Annotated in this window: 4 protein-coding genes (1 of these 4 running past the window's edge); 1 reads left to right on the top strand and 3 read right to left on the bottom strand. The window is 49.7% G+C overall.

Translation table 11 applies throughout. The features are described 5' to 3' along the window. Positions 1 to 645 carry the 3' portion of an alpha/beta hydrolase gene (locus MKY75_RS00425; protein ID WP_209950326.1) on the top strand. Its footprint begins 390 nt before the window's first position, so only the last 645 of its 1,035 coding nucleotides appear in the window; its start codon lies off the left edge, out of view; it ends in the stop codon at positions 643 to 645. Between the two features lie 109 nt (positions 646 to 754). Here the strand turns inward: MKY75_RS00425 and MKY75_RS00420 are convergent, their stop codons facing one another. The 3 genes from MKY75_RS00420 to fabF all read right to left on the bottom strand — a co-directional run bounded on the left by MKY75_RS00420 (position 755) and on the right by fabF (position 26,231). Then, positions 755 to 24,484 (bottom strand): non-ribosomal peptide synthase/polyketide synthase, encoded by a 23,730-nt coding sequence (locus tag MKY75_RS00420; protein WP_340883975.1) that lies wholly within the window; start codon positions 24,482 to 24,484, stop codon positions 755 to 757. A 93-nt stretch (positions 24,485 to 24,577) separates the two neighbouring features. After that, on the bottom strand, positions 24,578 to 24,985 hold the full coding sequence (locus MKY75_RS00415; protein ID WP_025721676.1) for a 3-hydroxyacyl-ACP dehydratase FabZ family protein: 408 nt from the start codon (positions 24,983 to 24,985) through the stop codon (positions 24,578 to 24,580). Positions 24,986 to 24,989: 4 nt separating this feature from the next. Continuing rightward, positions 24,990 to 26,231, bottom strand: a complete 1,242-nt coding sequence (fabF, locus tag MKY75_RS00410; protein WP_340883974.1) for a beta-ketoacyl-ACP synthase II — start codon at positions 26,229 to 26,231, stop codon at positions 24,990 to 24,992. Positions 26,232 to 26,239 lie beyond the last annotated feature (8 nt).

Raw genomic sequence — 26,239 nt, 5'->3', positions numbered from 1 at the left:
GCTCCTTATATCCTGGTAGGCCATTCTCTCGGAGGGATGTACTCAAGACTGTACGCGCAGACCTACAAAGACGAAGTGGCAGGATTGGTTCTGGTGGATGCCAGGCCTGAGAATGACGCTCGCCGGACAAATGAGATCTATGCCAAAGAACGACCTAAGGTCAATCCCTCCCCGTTAATATCCATTCTCCTAGAAAAGTCAGGAGCATTTCGCCTGTTTCCCAATTTTATGCTAACGGGTCGAGTCGAATATCAAGATAGAAACTCTTTTGTGAATATTGTCGCTTCTTCTAAGTACTTTCGATCTGTTGCGGAGGAAGGTGATCTAGCAAGCACTACCGAAGATGCCATACGGGGACAGCATCTGGGCAACCTCCCTGTACGTGTAATTGCCCGGGGCGTTCAACAAGATTTGACTCAGTTCGGTATTAGTAAGCGCGGAAATGATCAGATCGAACAAAGCTGGCAAATGGGACAGCGCGAGATGCTTAACATCTCTACAAACAGCAAATTTATTGTTGCCAAGAAGAGCGAGCATATGATCATCCATGATCAACCGGAGCTTGTCATCCAGGTCATCCGTGAACTCATCACCGACACCAGTCATTTTCAGTCAACCATGTCTAAAGCATACACAGATGATTAGGGACTTTATATGTTAAGGACAGCATAAAAAAACAAAAGACGCCCGAGTTCCTTCTATATAAAGGAATCCGGGCGTCTTTGCTACCCTACACTATTCTCGTTGATTGATCTTAGGACAGAATAGGCTTGTTTTTAGATGAAGCTTCTGCAATTTTACCAAGTATTTGTTTCAGTACTTTAGCATTTTCCCCGACAAAACCGGAATCAAGCAGCACATCATGCGTTCCGATGACTTCGTATTCTTTGTATTGACCATGCGTCGCCTGTTGCCATAACAATTTATCTAATGATGTATCCGGACCAATACTATCATCCTCTGCAATCAGAGCATGGATATTCGCATGAACTTCACCTGCGTTAATAAGCTCATCGCGGTAGGTGGAGTAAACCAACATTTTGTCCATGACTCGCTCCCTGTCGGCTGGATCGGCGAGGAATACTTTGTACTGCTCCCTAATGCTATCCAGCACCGTCTCGACAATCTCTTCAAGCTCCTCAGGTGTCGATTCATCCTTGGACATCTTTCTCATAGCATCTACCATAATAATGTCACCAACATGGTAGCCTCGGCTTTCCATAGCTTTAGCTACCTCGAAGGCGAGATTTCCTCCAAGTGAGTATCCAAGGAATACATATGGGCCCTCGGCTTGAATGTTCACGATGGCATCGATGTATCGATCCAGCATATCTTGGCCTTGGAAACGATCGCCGATAAATTCCATCCCGTACACCTCGCAAAGCCCATCCAGCTCCTTGGCCATCTCATAGTACCCCAGAGAGTGACCTACCCGAGGAGGGAAGCAAAATACTTTAAGCGTTCCTTTCCCTGGGAAGTGGATAATTTCCATTTCTTGTTCGTCGGCAGTAGTTGTTTCCTGCAGCTTGAAAATTTCATGCGCCATTTCTTCCACAGTCGGCAGATTAAACACGGCCTGGAGTGGGAGATGGACGCCCATATTAGACGAGATCCTTTGGATCAAGCCCAATACTTTCAGGGAATGGCCCCCAAGGTCAAAGAAATGATCTCTGATCCCAATTTCCTGTACGCCGAGCACCTCGGACCAAATCTGAGCGAGCTCTACTTCTGTCTGCGTACGTGGCGCGATATACTCCGCTGTGCTCCGCAGAAGGGTTTCTGGTGCCGGTAGCGCTTTGCGATCCAATTTGCCATTCGGATTCAGCGGCATTTGTGCGAGCTGTACGAAAGCAGACGGAATCATATAGCTTGGCAGCTCGCTGCCCAGTGCTTCGCGTAATACGCCCGCTGCGAGCCCTTCCTCGGCCACAAAGTATGCGCAAAGCTGAGTACTTCCGCTGGAGTCAGCCAGTGCTAGAACAACCGCTTCCTGCACCGATGGCACCCTCAGAATTTGTGCCTCCACTTCTCCCAGCTCAATGCGGTAACCCCGGATTTTTACCTGGTGATCGATCCGTCCCAAATACTCAATATTCCCGTCTGGCAGCCATCGGGCCAAATCGCCCGTTCGGTAAATCCGTGCTCCCGGTTTGTACGGGTGAGGAATGAACTTCTCTGCCGTCAGGTCCGGCTGGTTGAAATACCCCCGCGCTACCCCTTCGCCTGCAATGCAGAGTTCTCCCGGTACCCCCACAGGTGATACCTGAGAAGCGCTGTCCATCATCCATACTTGGACGTTAGCGTACGGTTTGCCGATCGGCACATGCGTTAGAGCCGCAGTCTCAGGGCTAGTTGTATATCGGGTCGCATATACGGCCGCTTCGGTAGGACCATAGATATTCTCCAGTACTGCGTGTGGAGATACTTTATAGTACTCTTCTACAAGTTTGGCAGGCAGCGTCTCGCCGCAGGCAAACAGGTATTTCAGAGTAAGGAATCCTTGGGTGCCGCTTTCTTTCAAGTATTGAACGAGCACACTGAGCATCGATGGCACCAAATTAAGATGCGTGATTCGGTTCGTATCCACAGCCTCCAGCAGTGCCATCGGGTCTTTGTCCACGCCTTGTGGCAGGATCACGAGAGTCCCCTGTCCAAAGAACCAGCAGAACAGCTCTGGCACAGAGAAGTCAAAGGTGAATGTCGTTTTGAGCAGGAAACGGTCGCCTGCCAACATCGGATATTCAGCTTCCAGCTGACTCAGCGTATGGACGGCAGAGCGGTGTTCAATCATTACACCTTTCGGCTTGCCGGTTGAACCTGACGTGTAAATGATATACGCCAGATGCTCCGGCCCCGCAATTGGCTCCAGATTCGAGCTATCCTCATGGTACGCCTGCGGATCATCAAGTGCCAGGATCGTGCCAGTGAACGGGAACCGATCTTTAAGATGGTTCTTCGTCAGCAGAAGCTTCGCCCCCGAATCCTCCAGCATGTGGCGAATACGGTCTTCTGGGAACTCCGGATCAATCGGTACATAGGCCCCACCAGCTTTTAGAATGGCATGGATACCAATGATCATCTCAAGCGAGCGCTCGACCATGATGCCAACTGGTTGGTCCGGTCTGACCCCTTGGGCACGCAGTGTACGTGCAAGACGGTTCGCCTGCTGATGAAGTTCTCCATGGGTAAGCTTCGTTTCTCCGTAAACAAGTGCTGTACGATCCGGTGTGAGCGCAGCTTTTTCCTCAAATATGCCGTGGAGGGTCTGCTCACGCGGATAAGGAGCTACTGTATCTCCCCACACCTCTATTATTTGTGATTTCTCTTCTGGCGTGATCAGTTCCAGCTCATCAATACGGATAGCAGGTTGTACAGATACGCTTGTCAGAATTCTCGTCAAGTGTCCTTGAATCCGTTCCACGCTCTCCCGGTTATAGACGCGAGCATTATATCGATACAAGAACTCCAGACTACGTCCCGGCAGCACAATAAGGTTAAAATCATAATTCGTCTGTTCAAACATCTGAACATCTGTAATTTTGTATTCAGCCTCTTCACTGGAAATTTTCTCTTCCAGATGCTCTTCTACCGGGTAATTTTCGAACACCATAATATGAGAAATCAAATCTTGCTTTTGTTCGCTCTGTGCTTGAATCTCATAGAGCGGATAGGAATCATAAGCATGTCCTGCCAAATATAATTCCTGCTGTCTTTTCATCACATGGGAGAACGTATCGCTTCCCTCGGCCTGAACCCGAACTGGAACTGTATTAATGAAGAGACCGATCATGCTTTCGATACCCGGAATCTCGGCAGGTCTTCCCGATACCACACTTCCGAAGACGATATCCTGGCTTCTATTGTAGCGCTGCAGCACGATTCCCCAGGCTGCTTGCATCAGCGTATTCATCGTCACCTGATGCTGTTTGGCCACCTGTTCCAGGCGATCGGTCAGTTCCGCATCCAACGTGAATACCAGCTTCTCCGACACATAGGCCTCTGCTTTTGCCGATGGCTGTGTGATGGCTTGTGGCAGCTTCGTCTGCTGCTCGTAGCCTTTCAGGTACCCTCTCCAGTAAGAGGATGCCTCTTCCTCGCCTTGTTTCTCCAACCATTGAATGTACTGGCTGTACGATGCTGCTACAGGAAGCTCAGGTTCCCTTTGCTCACGTAGAGCTCCGTATGTTTCAAACACTTCCTGGAGCACAAGTGGCATACACCAGCCATCCAAAATGATGTGATGAGAGCTCCACAACAGATGGTAATGCTCTTTTGCAGTACGTAGAATAGCAACACGCAGCAAGGCTTCATTCGCAAGATCAAAGCCTCTTGCTTTGTCTTGGGCAACATAAGCTGCAAGACGCGCTTCTATTTCAGCGGAATCCAGCTCATGCAAATCCTCGTATACGAAATCGCATGCTCTTTCTTTGAACACAATCTGTATAGGGAAATCGCCCCATCCAGCATGGAAATTCGTTCTCAATATGGCATGCCGTTTCATCAGTTGCTGTAAGCTGCGTTTGAAAACCTCAGGATAGAACACTCCCTGAATTTCAAATGTGGCCTGCTCAAAGTAGACCTCTGAATGAGCCTCCAGCAAGCTGTGGAACAACATCCCCTTTTGCATCGGCGTCAGTTTATACATATTCTCAATACTACCGATATGCCGTGTCTGCTCTTCTAACTCCTCAATCTTTTCCAAGCTGATATCTTTGAGGAGTACATCGCTTGGTGTTAGTTCTGTTCTTTCCTTACTTACGCAATGTCCAATGACTTCACTAAGACAGTTCTTCAGAATGCCAACAAACTTAGCCACGGACTCCCCGTGGAACTGATGATGGTTATAGCTGACCGAGAGTTGAAGCTGCCCTTCGGCAATCAGTCCATTAATGTTCAATGCCTGATGCTGCACCATCTGCTCACTGACCTCAGGTCCTACGGAGTAAGGCGATACTTCCATCGTCCCTCCTGCAAGATCCTGATCGAACTGACCCAAGTAGTTGAACGTAATCTCCGGTTCAGCCGAGAAGGAGGAGGTATCGGGACTGTCGCTTAAATATTTCAAAATCCCATATCCGACACCTTTGTTCGGGATACGACGCAAGCCTTCCTTTACATGCTTGATTCTGGCCCCGATCTCCAATTCCCCGTCCATCTCAAGGGCGACAGGGTATTGACTTGTAAACCAGCCTATTGTGCGAGTAATATCCAGTTCCGGTACAACAGGCTCCCGCCCATGTCCCTCCAGAAGGATGCCTACACGTTCGATTCCCGTCCACTCGTGAACAGCCATACCAAGGGCTGTCAGGAGCAGATCGTTGACCTCCGTATTGTAAGTACGGTTCGCTTCTTTCAGGAACTGCTCTGTCTCTTCTGGTGACCATCTGACCGTGATAGCCTCGCTATCCTTGATGAGAAGTGCGCCATCTACCTTGTCTTTGGGAAGAGGGACAAAGCCATCTCCTTCTACCTCTGCCCAATAGCTGAGTTCTTGTTCAGCCGCCGGGCTGTTAGCAAATTGTGTGATTCCCTCAACCCATGCACGGTACGAATCCGTCTTCTGCGGAAGCTTGACTGCTTCTCCACGTGCTGCCTGCTCGTAGCCTTCCTGCAGGTCCTCAAAGAGGATACGCCAGGATACGCCATCCACAGCCAGATGATGAATAACGATCAACAGATGTTCGCCTTCCGCACAGCGGAACAGACCCAGTCTAAAGAGAGGTCCATCCTCCAGAGAGATGCTGCGCTGAATGGCTTCCGCACCCGCTTCTATTGCTGAAGCCGGGTCTGTCTCATCCCGCAGGTCGTGGATTTGGAGGCTATAGAGTTCACCCTCACCTACGCTCCGGTTCCAGGCCTCCAATCCCTGCTCTCCTTGGCGGAACACCAGTCGTAAAGCATCATGATGCTCTGCAATTGTCCGAACAACCTCGGCGAGCGCATCGGTATTGAAGCCATCCCGTCGGTACAACATGACCGACTGATTAAAGTGATGCAGATCCATTGACTGTTCATCGAAGAATCTGTGCTGAGCAGGTCCCAGTCTTACCGATCCGTGTACCTCGCTTTGGTCCGCAATTCGGCTGACCACACTAACGCGCTGCGCCAACTCTGCAATTGTCGGATAACCGAACAAATCCTTCATTTCAAGCTTGTAGCCTGCTTGAAGAAGCCTTGAGGATACTTGAATGGATTTGATCGAGTCACCTCCAAGTTCAAAGAAATTATCATGAATGCCGACAAGCGGCACGCCAAGTACACCTTGCCAGATTGAAGCCAAAATGTTCTCCACATCCGTCCGCGGAGCGGTAAAGTCTGCTCCCGCCTTTATACCCGAGTTCGGTTCAGGCAGTGCCTTGCGATCCAGTTTGCCATTCGGTGTCAGAGGCATCACGTCCAGTTGTACGAAGTAAGACGGAATCATATATGCAGGCAGTCCGGCAGACAGTTCGTTTCTCAGCTCGCTGACAGACATTTCGCGATCCGCTACAAAGTAAGCACACAGAGACTTCTGTCCATTGGCGTCTGCCCACGCAACAACGAGAGCTTCCTCGACAAGGGGCATATCCAGCAACTTGGCCTCAATCTCACCAAGCTCAATACGATAGCCCCGTATTTTGACTTGATGGTCAATACGCCCAATGTACTCAATGTCTCCATTAGGAAGGCGACGAGCCAAATCTCCGGTGCGATACATATTTCCTTCCGCAGCGAACGGATTCCTAATGAATTTTTCTGCGGTAAGATCCGGACGGTTCAGGTATCCACGGGCTACTCCGTCCCCGGCGATGTACATTTCGCCCTCCACACCTAACGGTACGAGACGAAGCTGTTCATCCAGGATATGAATGTATATATTGTCTGACGGCAAACCAATCGGTACGGATTCCCGTGTATCCTTCGCAGGATCGTACAGGTGAATCATGCAGCCGACGACCGTTTCGGTTGGTCCATATTCATTGTAGATTTTGATATTGCCACCAAAGAGGTCGGTAATCGTTTTTGACAAATGTGTGGTCAGATTCTCTCCACCCACAATAAGCTGCTGAATGCGACTCTCTACCGGGATGGTCATATCTTTAATCAGACTGAGATGCGTCGGCGTCAGCTTGAGAATATCCACCGCATTTTCGCGCAAAATATGCTGAACAACCTCCGCTTTATCTATACCATCATAAATCCGTACTATTCCTCCATTTATTAACGGAGTAAACATTGATGTCATCGTCAAGTCAAACGAAATGGACGAATACAGCGGGAAGTCCGTTGGTTGCCCTGCACAATAGACTTTATTGGCCCACCAGATGTAGTTCACGATTCCTTTATGGTTAATCATGGTTCCCTTCGGATTTCCTGTTGTACCCGAAGTATAGATTAGATACACCAAATCGTTTCCTCTCACAGGAATATTAGGATTATTCACTCCAGCTCCGTAGATGTGCGGGGCATCCAATTCCATAACCATTCCCTCAAAGGCCGCTAGTTTCGTCAGGTGGCTCTGTGTGAGCAGAATCTCAGCGCCAGAGTCCTTCAGAATATACTGAATCCGCTCCTGCGGATATTCAGGATCAATCGGTACATAGGCTCCGCCCGCTTTGAGTACCCCCATGATGGCAACCAGCAGTTCCACTGACCGATCCGCCAACAGCCCCACTACTTGTTCACTCCGTAGTCCTTGGGCTATCAAGGTGGAAGCTAGTCTGTTCGCCTGCTCGTTCAGCTCCCGATATGTGATCTGGATGTCGCCGCTTATTGCCGCGATCTTATCCGGCGTACGGGCCACCTGTTCCTCAAACAAGGTATGCAGGCCCTGATCACTTGGGTAGACATGAGCCTTGCCACCCCAGTCAAGCAGGTTTGTCCGTTCCTCAGATGTTACAATCTCCAGTTCCTGTATCGTCGCTTGCGGATGAGTAGCTACCTGATCGAGCATTTGCAATAAATGTCCTCCGATTCGCACAATGCTTTCTTGCTCGTAGACCGAAGCATTGTAGCGAATGCAGACCTTAATGTCTTCGCCTGGAATCACAACCAGGTTAAAGTCATAGTTGGTTTGTTCAAACATGGTGAAGTTGGCAACTTCGAGATTGTCCTCCGTTTGATTACCCGATTGCTCCACCTGTTCGTCGAGCGGGTAATTTTCAAAGATCATAATATGAGAAATCAGGTCCTGCTTTTGGGTTGTTTTCCCCTGAATCTCATACAGTGGATAGGTATCGTAGACACGACCAGCCAATGATTGTGCCTGTGTACGTTTCATTACCTCGACGAAAGCCTCGTCTTTGGATGACTGTACACGGATAGGTACTGTATTAATAAACAGACCCACCATATTCTCGATCCCTGCAATCTCAGCCGGTCTACCCGACACAACGCCGCCGAAAACGACATCCGAGCTGGCATTATAACGTTGAAGAATCAGTCCCCAAGCTGTCTGCATGAGTGTGTTGACGGTCACGTGATTGCGCTTCGCGACAACATCCATTTTACCGGTCAAAGATGCACCCAGATGGAGAACATGCTCTTTTAGGACATAGCCCGCTTCTTTGGCTTGAGATTTCGTTTTACCTTCCGGCAATACGGTATTCCCGTCATAATCTTCGAGATATTGGCTCCAATATGTTGAAGCTTCTTGATCATCCTGTGCATCAAGCCACTCGATATAACGGCTATAGGGCTGAGCTGGCGGCAGGACAGGCTGTAATTGCTGTTTCTTGGCAGAATAATAATCGAACAGCTCCTGTGTAATGATCGGGATACACCAGCCATCCATAACAATATGGTGGAAGCTCCACAATACAAGACAGCTTTGATCCTTCTGCAAGACGGTCACTCGCATCAGCGGATCATCTGACAAGCTGAACCCCTTAACCATATCTTCAGCAATATAAGCCTTGATCCGGGCTTCTTGTTCCTGCATAGATGCGTCGCGCAAATCTACGTAGTGCAGAGGGATTAACCGTTGCTTAAAGACAACTTGCAGCGGTACATCCGCAATGTTGTTGTAAAAGCCGGTACGTAGTATGGCATGTCGTTGCACCAAAGCCTGGAAGCTCTCGAAGAAGATATCTACATCGAAGCTGCCACGCATCTCAAACGTTGCCTGTTCGAAGTATGAAGAGGAATCCGGCTCCAGCAGGCTGTGAAACAGCATGCCCTTCTGCATTGCCGTCAGCTTGTACACATCCTCAATCTCTCCGATATGAGCCGTCTGCGCCGTAAGTCGATCAAGCTGCTCCAATGTTAATCCTTGGAACAGAACATCACTAGGTGTAAGCTGTGAACACTCCTGAGCTACACAATGCCGGATGACCTCACTAAGGCTTGACTGTAATAATTCAGCAAAATGACTCACCGTCTCGTTACGATACTGCCTGTTGCTGTACGTAATCGTCAGTGATAGCTGTCCTTCAGCAATCATGCCATTCACATCCAGAGCATATTGCTGTGGTGTGAGATCGCTGAGCGCCTTACCGACTGAATGTGTAGACAAGCTAAGAGCATTCCCCTCCAAATCCTGGTCAAACTGTCCAAGGTAGTTGAAGGAAACTTCTGGTTCTACGCTGAATCGAGTGTCTTTTTCCGGTGCCATATATTTCAGCAGACCGTAGCCGATACCTTTGTGCGGAACCTCTCGCAAATTCTCCTTGATGCGCTTGATCCGGGTAGATACTTCCTGCCCATCTTGCAGGTTCAGCAGAACAGGGTACTGAGTTGTGAACCAGCCCACGGTACGGGTAATATCCAGATCTGGTATGATCATTTCCCGTCCATGTCCTTCAAGGTTAACCAGAACCTGCTCCATGCCTGTCCAGCGCTGAATAGCTGCTCCCAGAGCAGTCAAGAGTAAATCATTCGTCTCCGTATGATAAGCCCGGTTTGCTTGTCGCAACAGCAGCTCTGTTTCTTCAGCAGACCACGTTACCGTAACCGACTCGGTATCCCGAACGGTGCCTGGCTCCTGATCCTTATCCTTGGGCAGTGGAGCCAGAAGCGTCTCCTCAATCTGCTGCCAGTATGAACGCTCCTCGTCCAGGGCAGGACCTGCTGCATACTTCGCCGCTTGCTCGGACCATACAAGATACGAATCGGTCTTTTGCGGAAGAACAATCGTTTGTCCATTCAACGCCTGCTCGTATCCTGTTGCAATGTCTTCAAACAGGATGCGCCAGGACACACCGTCAACCAAGAGGTGATGAATGACAATCAACAAATGATCGCCATCTTCACAATGGAACAGGCCTAGCTTGAACAGTGGGCCACCTTCCAAGTCAAAGCTTGCCTGAATGGCATTGGCTTGGGCCTGAACCGCAGCTGTCTGGTCTTCCGCCTGCCGCATATCAGCAATGTCCAATGTGTAGAGCTCGCCTTCATCCGTTCCCCGATTCCAAGCTGCGTATCCAGCTTCTGTAGGCCGGAAAACCATGCGCAGCGCGTCATGATGGATCGCAATTTGGTCCATTGTCAATCGGAGTGCAGCCTCATCAAAGCCGTCTTTCCGATAGAGCATGACGGCATGATTATAATGGTGCGGCTCCGCTGTATGGCGTTCAAAGAACCAGCGCTGAATTGGCATTAACTCTGCTGCACCTTTAATTTCGCCCTGTTCCGCTGTACGTCCGGCTGCCTGAAGATACGGGCTGAGCTCGGCAATTGTCGGATATTTGAAGAGATCCTTCATCTCTAATTTATATCCAGCTTGGAACAATCTCGAGGACACTTGAATCGCCTTGATGGAGTCACCACCCAGGTCGAAGAAATGATCGTGGATGCCGACCTGCTGTGCTCCCAGCACACCTTGCCATACGGAAGCCAAAGCTTCCTCAGCCTTCGTCCTTGGCGGTTCATAAACCGCTCCAGTCTGCACATTGGCCTCCGGAGCCGGAAGCGCTTTGCGATCCAGTTTGCCATTTGGTGTCAAAGGCAGCTGTTCCAATTGCATAAAGTAAGATGGAATCATATAAGCCGGCAGTTCGGCAGCCAAGGCTTTTCTCAACTCTCCTACCGTCAGCATCTGATCGGCTGTGAAATAGCCGACAAGCACTTTTTGTCCACTTCCATCCTCTTGGGCGAGCACAACGGCCTCTCTTACAGACGGAGCATGGAGCAGCTTCGCTTCCACTTCGCCTAGCTCAATACGGTAACCACGGATTTTTACCTGATGGTCAATCCGTCCCAAATACTCCATGCTGCCATCCGGCAACCAGCGTGCCAAGTCACCCGAGCGGTACATACGCTCGCCTGCTTCGAACGGATGAGCGACAAACTTCTCTTCCGTCAATTCCGGTCGGTTCAGATAACCTCGCGCCAGACCTACGCCCGCCACATAGAGTTCACCTGGAATGCCAATCGGCTGTGGACGGCGTTGTTCATCCAAAATGTACGCTCGCAGCGTCGGAATCGTGGTGCCGATATTGCTGCGGCCCTGTTCAATTTCCAACTCTGTAATTTCCTTGTAGGTTACATGCACGGTCGTTTCGGTAATGCCGTACATGTTAATGAGCTGCACTTGCGGATACTTCGTTCTCCAGTCCTTGAGCAGGGCCGGAGCTAATGCCTCTCCACCGAAGATAATCATACGGAGGCTCAGTTCTGCCGCCTGATGACCGAGCTCTTCCTGTAGCAACTGGTAGAAGTAAGTCGGTGTCTGGTTCAAAACGGTGACCTTCTGATCCTTAAGCAATTGTAAGAAACGATCTGGACTCTTCGCGGTAAGCGATGGAACGATGACCAACCGTCCTCCGTTCAGCAATGCTCCGTACATTTCCCATACAGAGAAGTCAAAACAGAATGAATGGAACAGTGTCCACGTATCCTGAGGACCAAAGTCAAACATATTTTTATCATTAAAGAGCAAGCGAACTACATTTTTATGCTCAATCAGTGTTCCCTTTGGCTTGCCTGTCGTACCCGATGTGTAGATGACGTAGGCAAGATTCCCCGGTCCGGCTGCAGACTCCAGGTTTGAGACATCCTCCTTGTAGGAAGCCGTTTTGTCCAGACTTACGATTTCCCCGGCGAAGGAGACCCGTTGCTCCAGATGCGCTTGTGTCAGCAGTAGCTTGGCTCCTGAATCCTCAAGCATAAAGCGAATGCGGTCTTCTGGATATTCAGGATCTACAGGGACATAGGCCCCGCCTGCTTTCAAGATGGCTAAAATTCCGACCACCATTTCAAGGGAACGATCCGCCATGATTCCAGCCAAACCGTCTGGTTGCAAACCACGTTCCCTCAGCGTTCGGGCAAGTCCATTGGCCCGCTCGTTCAGCTCGATGTAGGACAGGGTTGCATCTTCACATACGACTGCCACTGCATTCGGAGTACGTGCGGCCTGCTCCTCGAACAGCGCATGGATCGTCTTGTCACGAGGATAATCTGCCTTGGCTTCGTCCGGCGCTTTCATCAGCCTTGATTTTTCCTGAGGTGTCACGATATCAAGGGATGACAACGGCAGTGCCGGATTGGCGATGGCTTCCCGAATAAGCTGTACAAAGTGGCCTGCCATCCGATCAGCAGTCTCTTGCTTGTAGATCGCAGTCGCATACTCAAGCGTGCAGTTCAATGCCCCGTCTGCTTCTTCACTCACGGTCAACGTAAGATCGAACTTGGCAGCCGGATGTACATTATCGTAAGGAGTGAAGCGCAATCCTTCTATTTCTTGTTCTCCCTGATCGATATTTTGCAGGACAAACATGGTATCAAATAGTGGGTTACGGCTCAAATCACGCTGAAGCTCCAGCTTTTCTACCAGCTCCTCGAACGGGTAATCCTGGTTTTCATAGGCCCGCAGCGCTGTTTCCCTCACTTCCTGCAGATAAGCCTCGAAAGGCTTCTCTCCTTCTGGATAAGTACGAAGTGCCACTGTGCCGACGAACATACCGATGAGGCCTTCGAGTGTCGCATGGGATCTTCCTGCCACAGGTGAACCGACGATGACATCTTCCTGACCTGTGTACTTGTGCAAGAGCGCTGTATAGGCTGCCAGCAGTACCATGAACAGAGTGGAACCCGTTCGGGTAGCCAGCTCCTGAAGTGAAGCACTCAGAGAAGAATCAATTTGGAAGTCGATTCGATCGCCCGCAAAGCTTCGCACCGCAGGACGAACTTCATCTCCTGGCAAATCCAGCACTGGCAAGCTTCCGCGGAAAGCATCCAGCCAGTAAGCCTCCTGGGCCTTAAGACGCTCGCTTCCGAGCTGCTCTTGCTGCCATACCGCATAGTCTGTGTACTGGATCTGTAGCTCAGGAAGTACGTCCTCCTCTTGGTAGAAGCGGAGAAACTCTTCTATGAGAATATTCATAGAAACCCCATCTGAGACAATATGGTGCATGTCAAACAATAGTAAATGGCGCTCATGTGCAATTCGAATAAGGCCGACCCGCAGCAATGGAGCTACACCCAGATCAAAAGGACGGACGAACTGCTGAAGGGTAGCTCCTGCCTCTTCCTCGCTCAACTCCGCATATTCCACAGCAAACGGAACATCCGTCAGGAGCTGCTGTACAGGTTCACCGTTCACGGTCACAAAACGAGTACGCAGCGAACCATGACGATGAATCAGACGACGGAATGCCTGCTCTAGTCGTTCCCGATCCAAAGCTCCCTCAACGGTAAGAATACCTGGCATATTGTAGCTCAGCTCTCCACCTTCCAGCTGACTTAGAATAAACAGTCGTTTTTGGGCAGAGGACAATGGATAATGCTCTCTCGCTCCCGCTGTAGGAATTTCTTCGAAATTCAGCGGTGTATAGCCCTCAATAGCACGGGCCAATCCTTCAATAGTAGGAGACTCGAACACTGCTCTCAGACTAATCTCTCGATTCATTTCCTTGCGAATTCGTGAGACTAGCAGGGCTGCACGCAGTGAATGACCTCCAAAATGGAAGAAATTATCCTTCACTCCCGCATTCTCTACACCTAGCACCTCTTGCCAGATTTGGGCTAATTGCATTTCTACAGGTGTCTTTGGAGCCTCAGATGAAGCAACTGCCCATCCACGCTCGCCCTGCAGCGCTTTTCGATCGATTTTTCCGTTCGACGTCAGAGGCATATCGTCCATTTGTATGAAGCGGGAAGGGATCATATATCCAGGTAACATCTCCGACAGGACGGCCCGAAGTTCGGATACCTCAAGTTTCTGAGCGGCTACGAAGTAAGCGACTAGATCTTTGTAGCCATCATTGCCCTCTACAGCCATGGCCACGACTTCCTGAACGGACGGCACTCTGAGCATTTGTGCTTCTACCTCGCCTAGCTCGATACGGTAGCCGCGGATTTTGACTTGGTGATCTATTCGACCTAAGTACTCGATGGTTCCATTCGGTAACCAGCGAACCAAGTCACCCGTCCGATACATACGCTCTCCTGGAGCAAATGGATTGTCCACAAACTTCTCGTCCATTAACTCAGGCTGGTTATGATACCCCCGCGCTAACCCGATACCCGAAATGCATAGCTCTCCAGCTACACCGACAGGTTGCAATCTAAAATGGTCATCCAAGATGTACACACTATGGTTAGCAATAGGTCGTCCAATAGATACAATATCCGTTGCTCCCTCACTGTCCGGGACAGACCAGATTGTGGTGCATACGGAGTCCTCTGTTGGGCCATAGCCATTAGAGTAACGTACATGCTTCCTCCACTCTTCGATCAACTCGATCGATGCGGCCGATCCAGCGGTTAGCAAGCACCGCAGTGTTGGCAAACGCTCTGGATCAAGGTGGATAGCGTAAGCGGGTGGCAAAGTCGCTACCGTAATCCCCTTATCGTTCATGAACTGCTCGAACAGGGCATGATCTAAAATATCTTGTGGAGAAGGGATGCACAGAACAGCCCCGTGGCTCAGCGCCGTTAAAATTTCCGAAACCGATGCATCAAACGACAGGCTTGCAAACTGAACGATCCGATCCTGCGGTGTAACTTCGAAGTGTGTCCCGTATACGTCCGAAAGATTGGGTAGTCCCCGATGCTCGACTAATACGCCCTTAGGCTGACCCGTCGTACCTGAAGTGTAGATCACGTAAGCCAGATCATCCGGGCCGGCAGTAGCCTCCAAATTCGAGGTGTCGGCATCATAGGTCGATGATTCATCCAGCAGCAAAACATTTTCCGTCCATCCGAGATGCTCCAAGAGATGGGCCTGTGTAAGGATCAGCTTCGCCCCGGAATCTTCAAGCATGTAACTGATTCGTTCTTTCGGATACTCTGGATCGATTGGAACATAGGCACCCCCGGCTTTCATAATGCCGTAGATCGCAACGATCATTTCGAGCGACCGTGCAGCAATCAGTCCCACCAGATCTCCCGTCTTGATTCCCTGAGTACGGAGCCTTCTCGCCAGTCCATTGGCTTTTGCATTGAGCTCGGCGTAGGTCAGCATCTCGTCCCCAAACAAAAGGGCAGTCGCGTCTGGCGTTCGTCCCGCCTGTTCCTCCAACAGCCCGTGGAACGTGTTACATTGCTCGTAAATGCCTGGTGTATTTCCCCATACGTTCAGAATCTGTTCTTTCTCCTGCGGCGTGACTAATTCTAGAGCATCCACGGAAATTGCAGGATTCTCCACAATTTGTTCCATCAGGTGGAACAAGTGGCCCTTGATTTGCTCGATCGTGGCTGGATCATAGACGAGCGCATTGTATTGGAACAACAATCTCATCTCTTTGCCCGGTAGAACAATTAAGTTAAAATCGTAATTCGTTTGTTCAAGAAGCTCCGCTTCCTCAATCTCAAAGGCAGCCTCGCCACCACCCAGACGCTCTACTTCCTCTTCCACAGGATAATTCTCAAACACCATAATATGAGAGATGAGATCCTGCTTCTGATCCGTCTGAGCCTGAATTTCAAACAACGGGTAGGTGTCATACATATGAGAAGCCATATATTGTTCCTGCTGCTGCTTCATCAGAACCGTGAAGGGGAGATTCTCCTCTGTCTTCACACGAACAGGAATCGTATTGATGAACAAACCAATCATCCGATCAATGCCCGGAATTTCTGCTGGTCTGCCTGATACTACACTTCCGTACACGACATCCCGGCTACCGTTATAGCGTTGAAGTGCAATGCCCCAGAGGGACTGCAGCAATATGTTCATCGTGACATGAGCATCCCTGGCCACCTTTTCAAGGCGCTCAGTTAATTCCTTGCTGAGAGGATAATTCAGCTTTTCTGCTACATAGCCTTCTCCCTTACTTGCTCCACCGACTTGAGGTAAAAGCGTCTGCTGCTCGTAACCGGCCAGATATCGGCTCCAATAGTTGGACGCAGCTGCTTCATCCTGCTGTTCCAGCCATTCGATATATCGACTGTACGGATGAACCTCTGCCAGCTGCGGCTCTCTTCCTTCCAGAAGGGCAAAATAGTGTTCAAATACCTCCTGCGTAATTAACGGAACACACCACCCATCCATGACGATGTGGTGAAAGCTCCATAAGAGACGGAAGCTCTCTTCATCTGTTTGTAAAATCGATACACGAAGAAGCTCGTCTTCAGCCAGGTTAAAGCCCCGTGCTTTGTCCTTAGCACCAAATGTCTTCAGGTAAGCCTCACGCTGCGATGCATTCATCTCCCGCAGGTCTTCGTACACCAATTTAGCGCCTCTGTGCCGAAATACAACCTGCAAAGGCTCGCTGCCCCATCCGCTGTAAAAGTTCGTGCGCAGGATGGCATGACGCTCCACCACTGCATCCAGACTGTGTCCGAAGGCGTTCGGATCAAAGCTACCTTTAAAGTCAAAAGCAGCCTGCTCAAAATAAGCGCCTGTATGCGGCTCAAACATATCATGGAACAGCATGCCCTTCTGCATCGGCGTCAGACTATATACATTCTCAATATCGCCAATGTGGCTCATTTGCTTAGAAAGCTCCTCCAGGTCGGCAATGCTTAGACCTTTCGCAAGCACGTCGCTTGGTGTCAATACGGTTTTTTCTTGGGTTACGCAATGCTGAAGAAGCTCCCGCAGGCTTTCTTCAATATATCCAGCGAGCTGTTCCATCGTAGATGACTTATACTGTTTTCCGTTATAAGTAATCGTCAGAGTCAGGGCTCCGTCCGTCACCATGCCATTGATATCTAGCGTATAGGCCGGTTCCTCCAACAAGCTTTGCGCGCTTCCGGTCGGATAAGGAGAGATCTGCAATGAGCTTCCTTGCAAATCCTGATCAAATTGCCCCAGATAGTTAAAAGAAATCTCAGGTTGCAAGCTGAAGCTATCTTCATCCAACTGACTTGCCACCGTTTTGAGCAACCCGTAGCCAATACCTTTGTTCGGAATTCGGCGCAACCCTTCTTTCACAGACTTGATCAAGGAGGCCACTTCCGAGTTATCCCCCAAGTCTAAAATCACCGGATATTGACTTGTAAACCAGCCGACGGTACGGGTGATGTCAATATTCGGTATAATCGGCTCACGACCGTGCCCTTCCAGATTCACAGCAACCTTTTCGATCCCAGACCACTTGGATATCGCCATGCCTAGAGCAGTCAATAGCAAATCATTCGTCTCTGTTTGATAAGCACGGTGGGCTTTTCTCAACAATTGGTCGGTTTCTTCTATAGTCCATTGTGCTGTTACTACTTTGCTATCCTGTAAAAGAAGGCTTTCCACAGCCTCATCCTTCGGCAACTGTTCGAGTGGCTGATCCTTCAGCTCTCTCCAATACGCCCGATGAGTCTCCATTTCAGGGCCTTCCGAATAACGAGCAAGGGCGTCACCCCAGTCACGGAAGGAATCCGTCTTCTGCGGGAGTGTCAGTGCTTGGCCTTGAATCACCTGCTCATAGCCTGCTGCGATGTCCTCGAACAAAATCCGCCAGGATACTCCGTCCACCACCAAATGGTGGATCACGATCAGAAGGTGGTCTCCATCCTGACAATGGAAAAGCCCTAACTTCAGCAGCGGGCCTTCTGCCAGATGGATACTGCGCTGAATGTCATCCGACAGCGATGTAATGGCTGCAGTCGGATCGGATTCATTCCGTAAATCAACGGTGAACAGGCTATAAAGCTCTCCTTCTTCAAGATCACGATTCCAAGCTTCGTAGCCATGCTCTGTCTGACGGAAAACCATACGAAGGGCGTCATGATGCTCAGCAAGTTTTCTCAGCACCTGATGCAAGGCCTTTTCCTCAAACCCCTGTTCACGATACAGCATAACCGCTTGATTGAAGTGATGAGGCTCTGACTGCTTCCGGCCAAAGAACCACTGTTGGACTGGAGTCAAGCGAGTCGCTCCACGCACAACTCCCTGTTCAGCCATGTGCACAGCCGTCTGTATTTCCGCGCCTAGCTCGGCAATGGTTGGCGATTTGAACAGTTGCTTCATCTCTAACCGATAGCCGGCCTGCAGTAACCGTGACGACACCTGAATGGCCTTGATGGAATCTCCACCCAATTCAAAGAAATTGTCATGGATACCCACCTGTTCGGCACCCAGCACCCCTTGCCAGACAGACGCCAAAGCTTCTTCGGCCGGTGTACGAGGAGCTGTATACTTCCGTCCTGTATGCGCACCTACTTGCGGAGCCGGCAGAGACCTGCGGTCCACTTTTCCGTTTGACGTTAATGGCATACGATCCATCTGAATAAAATAGGATGGAATCATATAGCCCGGAAGTACCTGCGATAGGGCAAGGCGTAGTTCGCCTGCCGTGAGCGCACGATCCGCCACATAATAAGCGCAAAGCTGCTTCTCTCCAAGCTCATCCGCGCGAACGACCACTACGGCGTCGATTACTGACTCCACCTTGGCCAGTTGGGCCTCGATTTCAGGGAGTTCGATGCGGTAACCACGTATTTTGACCTGCTCATCAATTCTTCCTTTAAACTCCAAATTCCCATCTGGAAGCCAGCGTACCAAATCCCCAGTTCTGTAGCAGGGTTCTCCGTCCTTCACAGGACTAGGGACAAATTTCTCTGCTGTGAGATCAGGACGATTGAGATATCCGCGCGCTACACCTTCACCGCCGACAATGAGTTCACCCCAAGCACCAATAGGCTGTAATTGCAGCGATCCATTGACCACATAAGCGGTCGAATTACTAATTGGGCGACCAATCGGTACGACCCCTTCGGCACGACCTGGAATCTCGTAGGTGGTGGAGAAGGTCGTATTCTCTGTCGGACCATAGCCATTGATAGGGACAAGATCAGGATTAGCCTCGATTACACGATTCATATGAGATATGGACAGTACGTCACCGCCGACTAGTAATGCTTTGAGCCCTCTGAACAGGTACTCATCCTGCAGGGAAAGCTGATTGAAAAGCGGTGAAGTAAGCCACAATGTCGTAATCCCGTACTTGGCAATAGCTGCTTTGAGCCTATCGGCAATCAGAATGTCGTCATTCTCTACGAAATAGAGCTGTCCACCGTTAAGCAAAGCTCCCCATATCTCGAATGTAGAAGCATCAAAGGCCACTGCTCCCGTTTGCAAAATCCGCGTAGATTCATTCAGCTCCACATAGTTGGTCTCTTTGACCAGACGAACCACGTTCCGGTGTTCCACCATAACGCCCTTCGGTCTACCCGTCGTACCCGATGTATAGATGACATAAGCAAGCCCCTGCGATCCCTGAGCAGTCTCCGGCTGGGCAGGTTCAGCTGCATAAGCCTCTTCACTGCTAAGATCGACAATCGGTATACCGTAGTCTACATTTATAAGCTCGCTCTTTTGCACCAATAATAGCTTGGCGTCCGAATCATTAAGCATATAACGCACCCGATCTTCCGGGTAATCAGGATCAATAGGCACATAGGCTCCACCCGCTTGAAGCACCGCGAGCATACCAATGACCATTTCGATGCTTCGTCCACCCATCACGGCCACAGGCTGCTCCCTTAACGTTCCCAAACGACGCAGTGTTTGGGCCAATCGGCTCGCCTTGTCTTCCAATTCAAGGTACGTTAGCTGGACATCGCCGAATACAAGCGCCGTCTGCTCCGGTGTACGCTTGACTTGTTCTGCGAACAGCTCATGAATGGTCTTGTGGCTTGGATAAGGAGTCGATGTCGCGTTAAATACTTCAACGATCTGTACTTTCTCCTCCGGTGTGATCATTTCTATCTCGGCCAGTTGCAACTGGGGATTGGCCGAGACTGCGTGCAGAATCCGGAGCAAGTGCGTTGCAAGTCGCTCTACACTTTCACGGCGATATAAAGCCGTACTATACTCGAGGCCAAAGGCTAATTTTGAGCCCTTCTCCTCTACATTGAGGGACAGGTCAAATTTGGCTGTGACGGTGTCCATCAAGTAAGGAGTAAAGTGCACTCCGTCCATTTCCTGCTCTTCCTGCTCGGTATTTTGTAATACCAATAGGGTGTCAAAGAGCGGATTGCGGCTGACATCACGTCCTACGCCCAGCTTTTCGACCAATTTTTCAAAAGGGTAATCCTGATGCTCAAACGCCTTGAGCGCTGTTTCCCTGATTTCCAGAAGATAATCCTGAAAGGTTTTATCTCCTGCCGGGTAGCTGCGCAAGGCCAGTGTGTTGACAAACATTCCGATGATACCCTCAAGCTCAGCCTGCGGCCTTCCGGCTACTGGAGAACCTACGACGATGTCCTCCTGTCCTGTATATTTGTGCAGTAGTACCGAATAAGCAGCCAGCAATACCATATACAGTGTAGTACCTGTACGGGATGCAAGCTCTTGTATTGCCTTATTTCCAGACTCATCCAATGTAAAATCAATTCGGCTCCCCTCGAAGCTTCGAACCGAAGGTCGTTGGAAGTCTGTAGGCAGATCCAATACTGGCAACTCTCCTTCAAAGGCTTGCAGCCAATATTTCTCAAGATCTTGCCATTGGTTCTCTGACTGTTCCCGTTGCCATACGGCATAATCCTTGTACTGGATCTGCAGCTCTGGTAGCTGTTCTCCTTGATACAAATGAGTAAGTTCCTCTATCAATATTTGAATAGAAACCCCATCTGAAATGATGTGATGCATATCAAACAGCAACAGATGACGCTCCTCCTGGAGCTTCGCCAAGCTAACACGCAGTAATGGAGCCTGACTCAGATCAAAGGCACGAATAAAGCTGTGAATGAGCGTATCCGTCTCCTCCACCGAAGCCCCTGTGTAGTTCAACACGAACGGCACATTCCTATGCACACGCTGAACAAGCTCTCCATCCTGCATATAAAAGTCGGTTCTCAGGGATTCATGGCGCTGGATCAGTGCCTGGAACGCAGACTCCAGCCGCGTGCGATCCAACGGTCCATCCACCGTGAAGACCCCTGGCATATTGTAGCTGAGCTCTCCCCCATCCATCTGTCTCAGCACGTATAACCGCTTTTGCGCTGAGGACACTGGGTAAGCTTCGCTTTCCGCCGCCTGTGGGATGGATTCGTACATGGTTGGAATGTGTTTCTTCACAAGTTGCGCCAAGGATTCGACTGTAGGTGACTGAAACACCTCACGCAGCGAAATGCTACATCCCAATTCTTTGTGAATCCGTGAAACGAGCACTGTTGCCCGCAAGGAGTGACCCCCAATTTCAAAGAAATTATCCCTGACACCAACGCGGGTAACACCCAAGATATCTTGCCAAATGAGTACCATCTGAGCTTCCACAGCAGTTCTCGGAGCCAAATAAGCCTCGCCGGATTGTACGCTGCTTTCAGGAGCCGGCAACGCACGGCGATCCAGTTTGCCATTTGGCGTAAGCGGCATTTGCTCCAGCCGGACAAAATAAGAAGGAATCATGTAAGCGGGGAGTTCCGCTGCCAGCTGAGACCGCAATTCCCCCGGCGAAAGATCACTGGAGGCTACATAGTAGGCGCACAGCAATTTTTGGCCCTGTTCGTCTTCCCGTGCGAGGACAATCGTTTCCCGTACGTTCGGAGCCTTGAGAATTTGGGCTTCTACCTCGCCAAGCTCAATTCGATAGCCGCGAATTTTGACCTGATGGTCGATCCGCCCCAAATATTCAATATTGCCATCAGGCAACCAACGAGCAAGATCCCCCGTTCGGTACAGCCGCTCTCCCGCCCGATACGGATGTTCAACGAATTTCTCAGACGTCAAATCCGGCCGATTCAAATACCCACGGGCAAGACCGTCCCCCGCAATGTATAGCTCTCCCGGAACCCCAACAGGCTGCAAGCGTCTTTGCTCATCGAGAATGTAAGCGCTAAGTGTGGGGATCGTTCTGCCAATATTGCTTTTCCCCGCTTCAATCTCATGTTCCGTGATTTCCTTGTAGGTGACATGGACCGTTGTTTCCGTAATTCCGTACATATTAATCAGCTGCACATCAGGATACTTGACCCGCCAGTTTCTCAGAAGAGATGGACTTAAAGCCTCTCCACCAAAAATGATTTTTCTAAGGCCAAGCTCTGTCGAAGAGTGCGTTAGTTCTTCCTGTAGCACCTGATAAAAATACGTCGGCGTCTGATTTAAAATGGTGACTTGGTTATCTTTCAACAACTCCAGGAAAGCTGCTGGGCTTTTGGCTGTGAGAGATGGAACAATCACCAATTTCCCTCCATAAAGAAGCGCTCCGTACATCTCCCAAACGGAGAAATCGAAGCAGAACGAATGGAATAGCGTCCACGTATCCTGAGATGTAAAATCAAATAAATTTTTATCGTTAAAGAGCAGTCGAACTACATTTTTGTGCTCAATCAGCGTGCCCTTCGGCTTGCCGGTTGTACCCGACGTGTAGATGACATAGGCCAGATGGTTTGGTCCCGAAATGCTCTCCAGATTGGAGGCATCTCCTGTATACGTTACAGAATCGTCCAGACTCACAAGCTTTCCGTCAAAAGTGGTACTCTCCCACAGATGACTTTGGGTGAGCAACAGACGGACACCTGAATCCTCCAGCATATAATGGATACGCTCTTCCGGATAATCGGGGTCAATCGGTACATAGGCACCCCCTGCTTTCAAAATGGCCAACATCCCGATGACCATCTCCAAGGAACGGTCAGCCATAATCCCTACGAGCGTATCTGCCCCTACTCCCTCGGAGCGCAAATATCTCGCAAGCTGGTTAGCCTGCTCGTTTAGAGCTAGGTATGTAATGCTCTGCTCGTCCATCTGAACGGCTACATGATCTGGCGTGCGCTCGGCTTGTTCCTCAAATAAGCCATGGATGGTCTTCTCACGTGGATAATCGACTGCAGCGCCTTCCGAAAGAGCCAAAATGGATTGCTCTTCTGGTTCGCCCAATAAGTTTACCTCTGCGATAGAAAGCTGAGGTGAATGAATGATCTGCTCGGCGATCGTAAGCAACTGGGAAACCATGTCCTTAACTTCGCTGCGTTCAAACAGCTCCGTCCGATAATCGACATCCAGTACCAGTTCGCCTTCATCCAGGATCTCTACGATATGAAGTACGAAATCGTTCACTTCATCCCCGCAGAAATCATAATCCGTCAAAATACGCACATCATCCAAATCAACCCAATTGATAAGACGATATTCCATTGAAACGCCAAAAAGCCGCTGAATATCCTTGTTACCATGCATTTCTCTAAGATCCTGAATTAACTGATTGTATGGATATTTCTGATGCCGCAGGACTGACATCTGATCTCTGGCTACATCCTGCAGGAAGCTCAACACATCTATATCCTTTTTGACGTATGTTCTGGCAGCAGCAGTGCTGACGAACATACCTATCTTTTGCTTCTCTTTTTTGTTCCCCCGGTTAGCGAACGAAGTGCCAATCACCACATCCGGCTGATTCGTCATTTTGTGTATGTAGATATACATCGCACCCATGAAGAACTGGAACAAAGAAATCCTATTCTGTTGGCAAAATGCTTGCAGCTCGTGATATAGCTCTTCTGGTACGGTAAAATGCTCCCGAACGGCGTGGGTGCTTAAAGATAACGGATTATATGACTTCCAACCCGTAAGCTCAGGCAAATCAGAAAATTTATCCAGCCAGTAAGCCTTATCCTTTTGGTATCTGTCAGAAAGTTCGTATGCATTCTCATCTGCAATATATTGAATATACGAGCAATCGTCGCCCAGCTTCGGTTCATTTCCTTGAATTAACTCCATGTAAAATGCTGTCAGCTGATTGCCATAGACCACCATTGATATTCCGTCAGAAATAATATGGTGCATCTTGATATTAATCCAATACTCTTCCTCGCTAATCTTCACAATTAAAAACTGGAAGAGCTCAGAATCCAGCAGGGGCAAGGGTTTGCTTTTGTGTTGCTCAAGTAAGGCTTCCACCTCAGATACACTTTCATAGTGACTAAGATCCAGGCACTCCAACTGTCTCTCTTCATAAGGAACGACGTACTGCTGAGGCACTCCATCCACTGAGGTAATACGGATGCGGAATGCATCATACTGTTTGATAATCAAATTAATGGACTGCATAAAGGCAGCAATATGGATATGCCCCTTCATCTTAGCTGTACCGGAAAGCTGTGACACTGACGTATCTGGATAGAGTAATTCGGTATACCATATACGCTTCTGCGCATTTGTTAAATCATATAACTGCATGTCATTCATCTCATTCACTCCTATTCCATGATGTGAATATCCTCCCGCTGCACCTGGCAGTCAGGAGGACAAAAGGACAGTTTAACGTGCGCTTCCACCCCGTCATTGATCCAGTGAAACAATTTCTTCCGCCTCAACCACCAATCGATCCCCTACGGAAGCCCGACCGCTTCCAAGAATATAGCCCCGCCGACGCTTGATCACTTCAAAATAGAGATCAATTCGGTCCCCAGGCTTCGCCAAGCTGTGGAATCGAATTCCATTCAGGTTAGTCAGGTATGAAATGCCTTTTTTATCAATCGCAGCGAACGCCGCCAATTGTGCAAGCGACTCCACAATCAACATAGGAGGCATGTATGGATTAGTGTCTGTAATGAACCACTCACTCCAGGTGACAAGCTTGTATCCCTTCGCCCATTGCGACGTTTCGTACCCGGTCACGCCATCCAACAGAAGAAATGGGTACCGGTGCGGAAGCACATCCGGGATATGGATTAGCTCTTCGCTCACAGGCTTATTCCCCTTCCCACTTGCGAACAGCAAGGCAGACGTTGTGCCCTCCGAAACCAAATGAATTGCTAATCGCCGCGCGGACCTCGCGTTCCTGATATACATGCGGCACAAAATTCAATTCAGGAGCCTCAGGATTGTCGCAATTGAGTGTCGGTGGTACTTTGCTGTGAATCATACTCTGCACAGTCGCAATTAACTCGACTGCCCCTGCACCGCCCATTAAATGGCCAGTCATGGATTTAATAGACGATATCGCCAATTGGGGGGCATGCTCCCCGAACACTTTTTGAATAGCGTTAATCTCCATACGATCATTAAATGGCGTACTCGTACCGTGGGCATTGACATAGTCGATTTCCTGCGGTGTCAGGCCGCCATCCTGCAGTGCGATGTTGATCGCTTCTGCCGGGCCGGAGCCAGAGGGATCTGGAGCCGTGATATGATACGCATCCGTTGTGCATCCGTAACCCACAACTTCGGCCAGAATGGTGGCTCTGCGGTTCAAAGCATATTCCAACTCCTCCAGCACCAAGACTCCTGCTCCTCCACCGATGACGAATCCATCGCGATCCACATCAAACGGACGACTGGCCTTCTGCGGCTCTTCATTACGTCTGGAGAGAGCATGGATATTCGCAAAAGATGCCAGATCAAGCTGACTAAAATTGGCTTCTGCTCCACCAGCAACCACGACATCAGCCGTACCGTACTGGATCGTACGTAATGCTTCACCAATGGCATTACTTCCTGTGGCACAAGCCGTAACCACAGCAAAAGAAGGCCCCTTGGCTCCGATAGCAATGGAGATTTCACCAGGTGCTGAATTAATCATCATCGAGGAAACAAAATAAGGAGAAACTCTTTTGGGACCAAGCTTTGTTAATTTCCCATAGTTCTCCTCTATAACGTCGAGGCCGCCTGCTCCAGAGCCGACAATAACCCCCACGCGACTTGCATTCCGCTCATCAATCACTAATTTCGATTGCTCCACTGCCTGCCGGGCAGCCGCCAAAGCAAACTGAGTGAACTGTGCAACTTTATTAGCTTCCTTCTTGCTCATATATTGCAATGGGTCAAAGCCCGTAACCTGTGCACCGATCTTTGTCGGAATGTCCGCTGTATCGAAAGCAGTGACAGGTCCGATTCCACTTTTTCCTTCTAACAGTGAATTCCAGAAATCCGTAAGATTAAGCCCGACCGGCGTTACGACTCCCTGTCCAGTCACTACAACACGTCTTCTCACTGTATCCA

The sequence above is a fragment of the Paenibacillus sp. FSL L8-0663 genome (assembly GCF_038008125.1).
GTDB lineage: Bacteria > Bacillota > Bacilli > Paenibacillales > Paenibacillaceae > Paenibacillus > Paenibacillus polymyxa_D.
Note: the sequence above shows the minus strand (reverse complement) of the source record. Positions and strands in the feature narration are given on the sequence as shown.

Bases quoted from the DNA above. Each gene is read 5' to 3' on its own strand.
- MKY75_RS00420 (WP_340883975.1), bottom strand. From the start codon at position 24,484: ATGAATGACATGCAGTTATATGATTTAACAAATGCGCAGAAGCGTATA.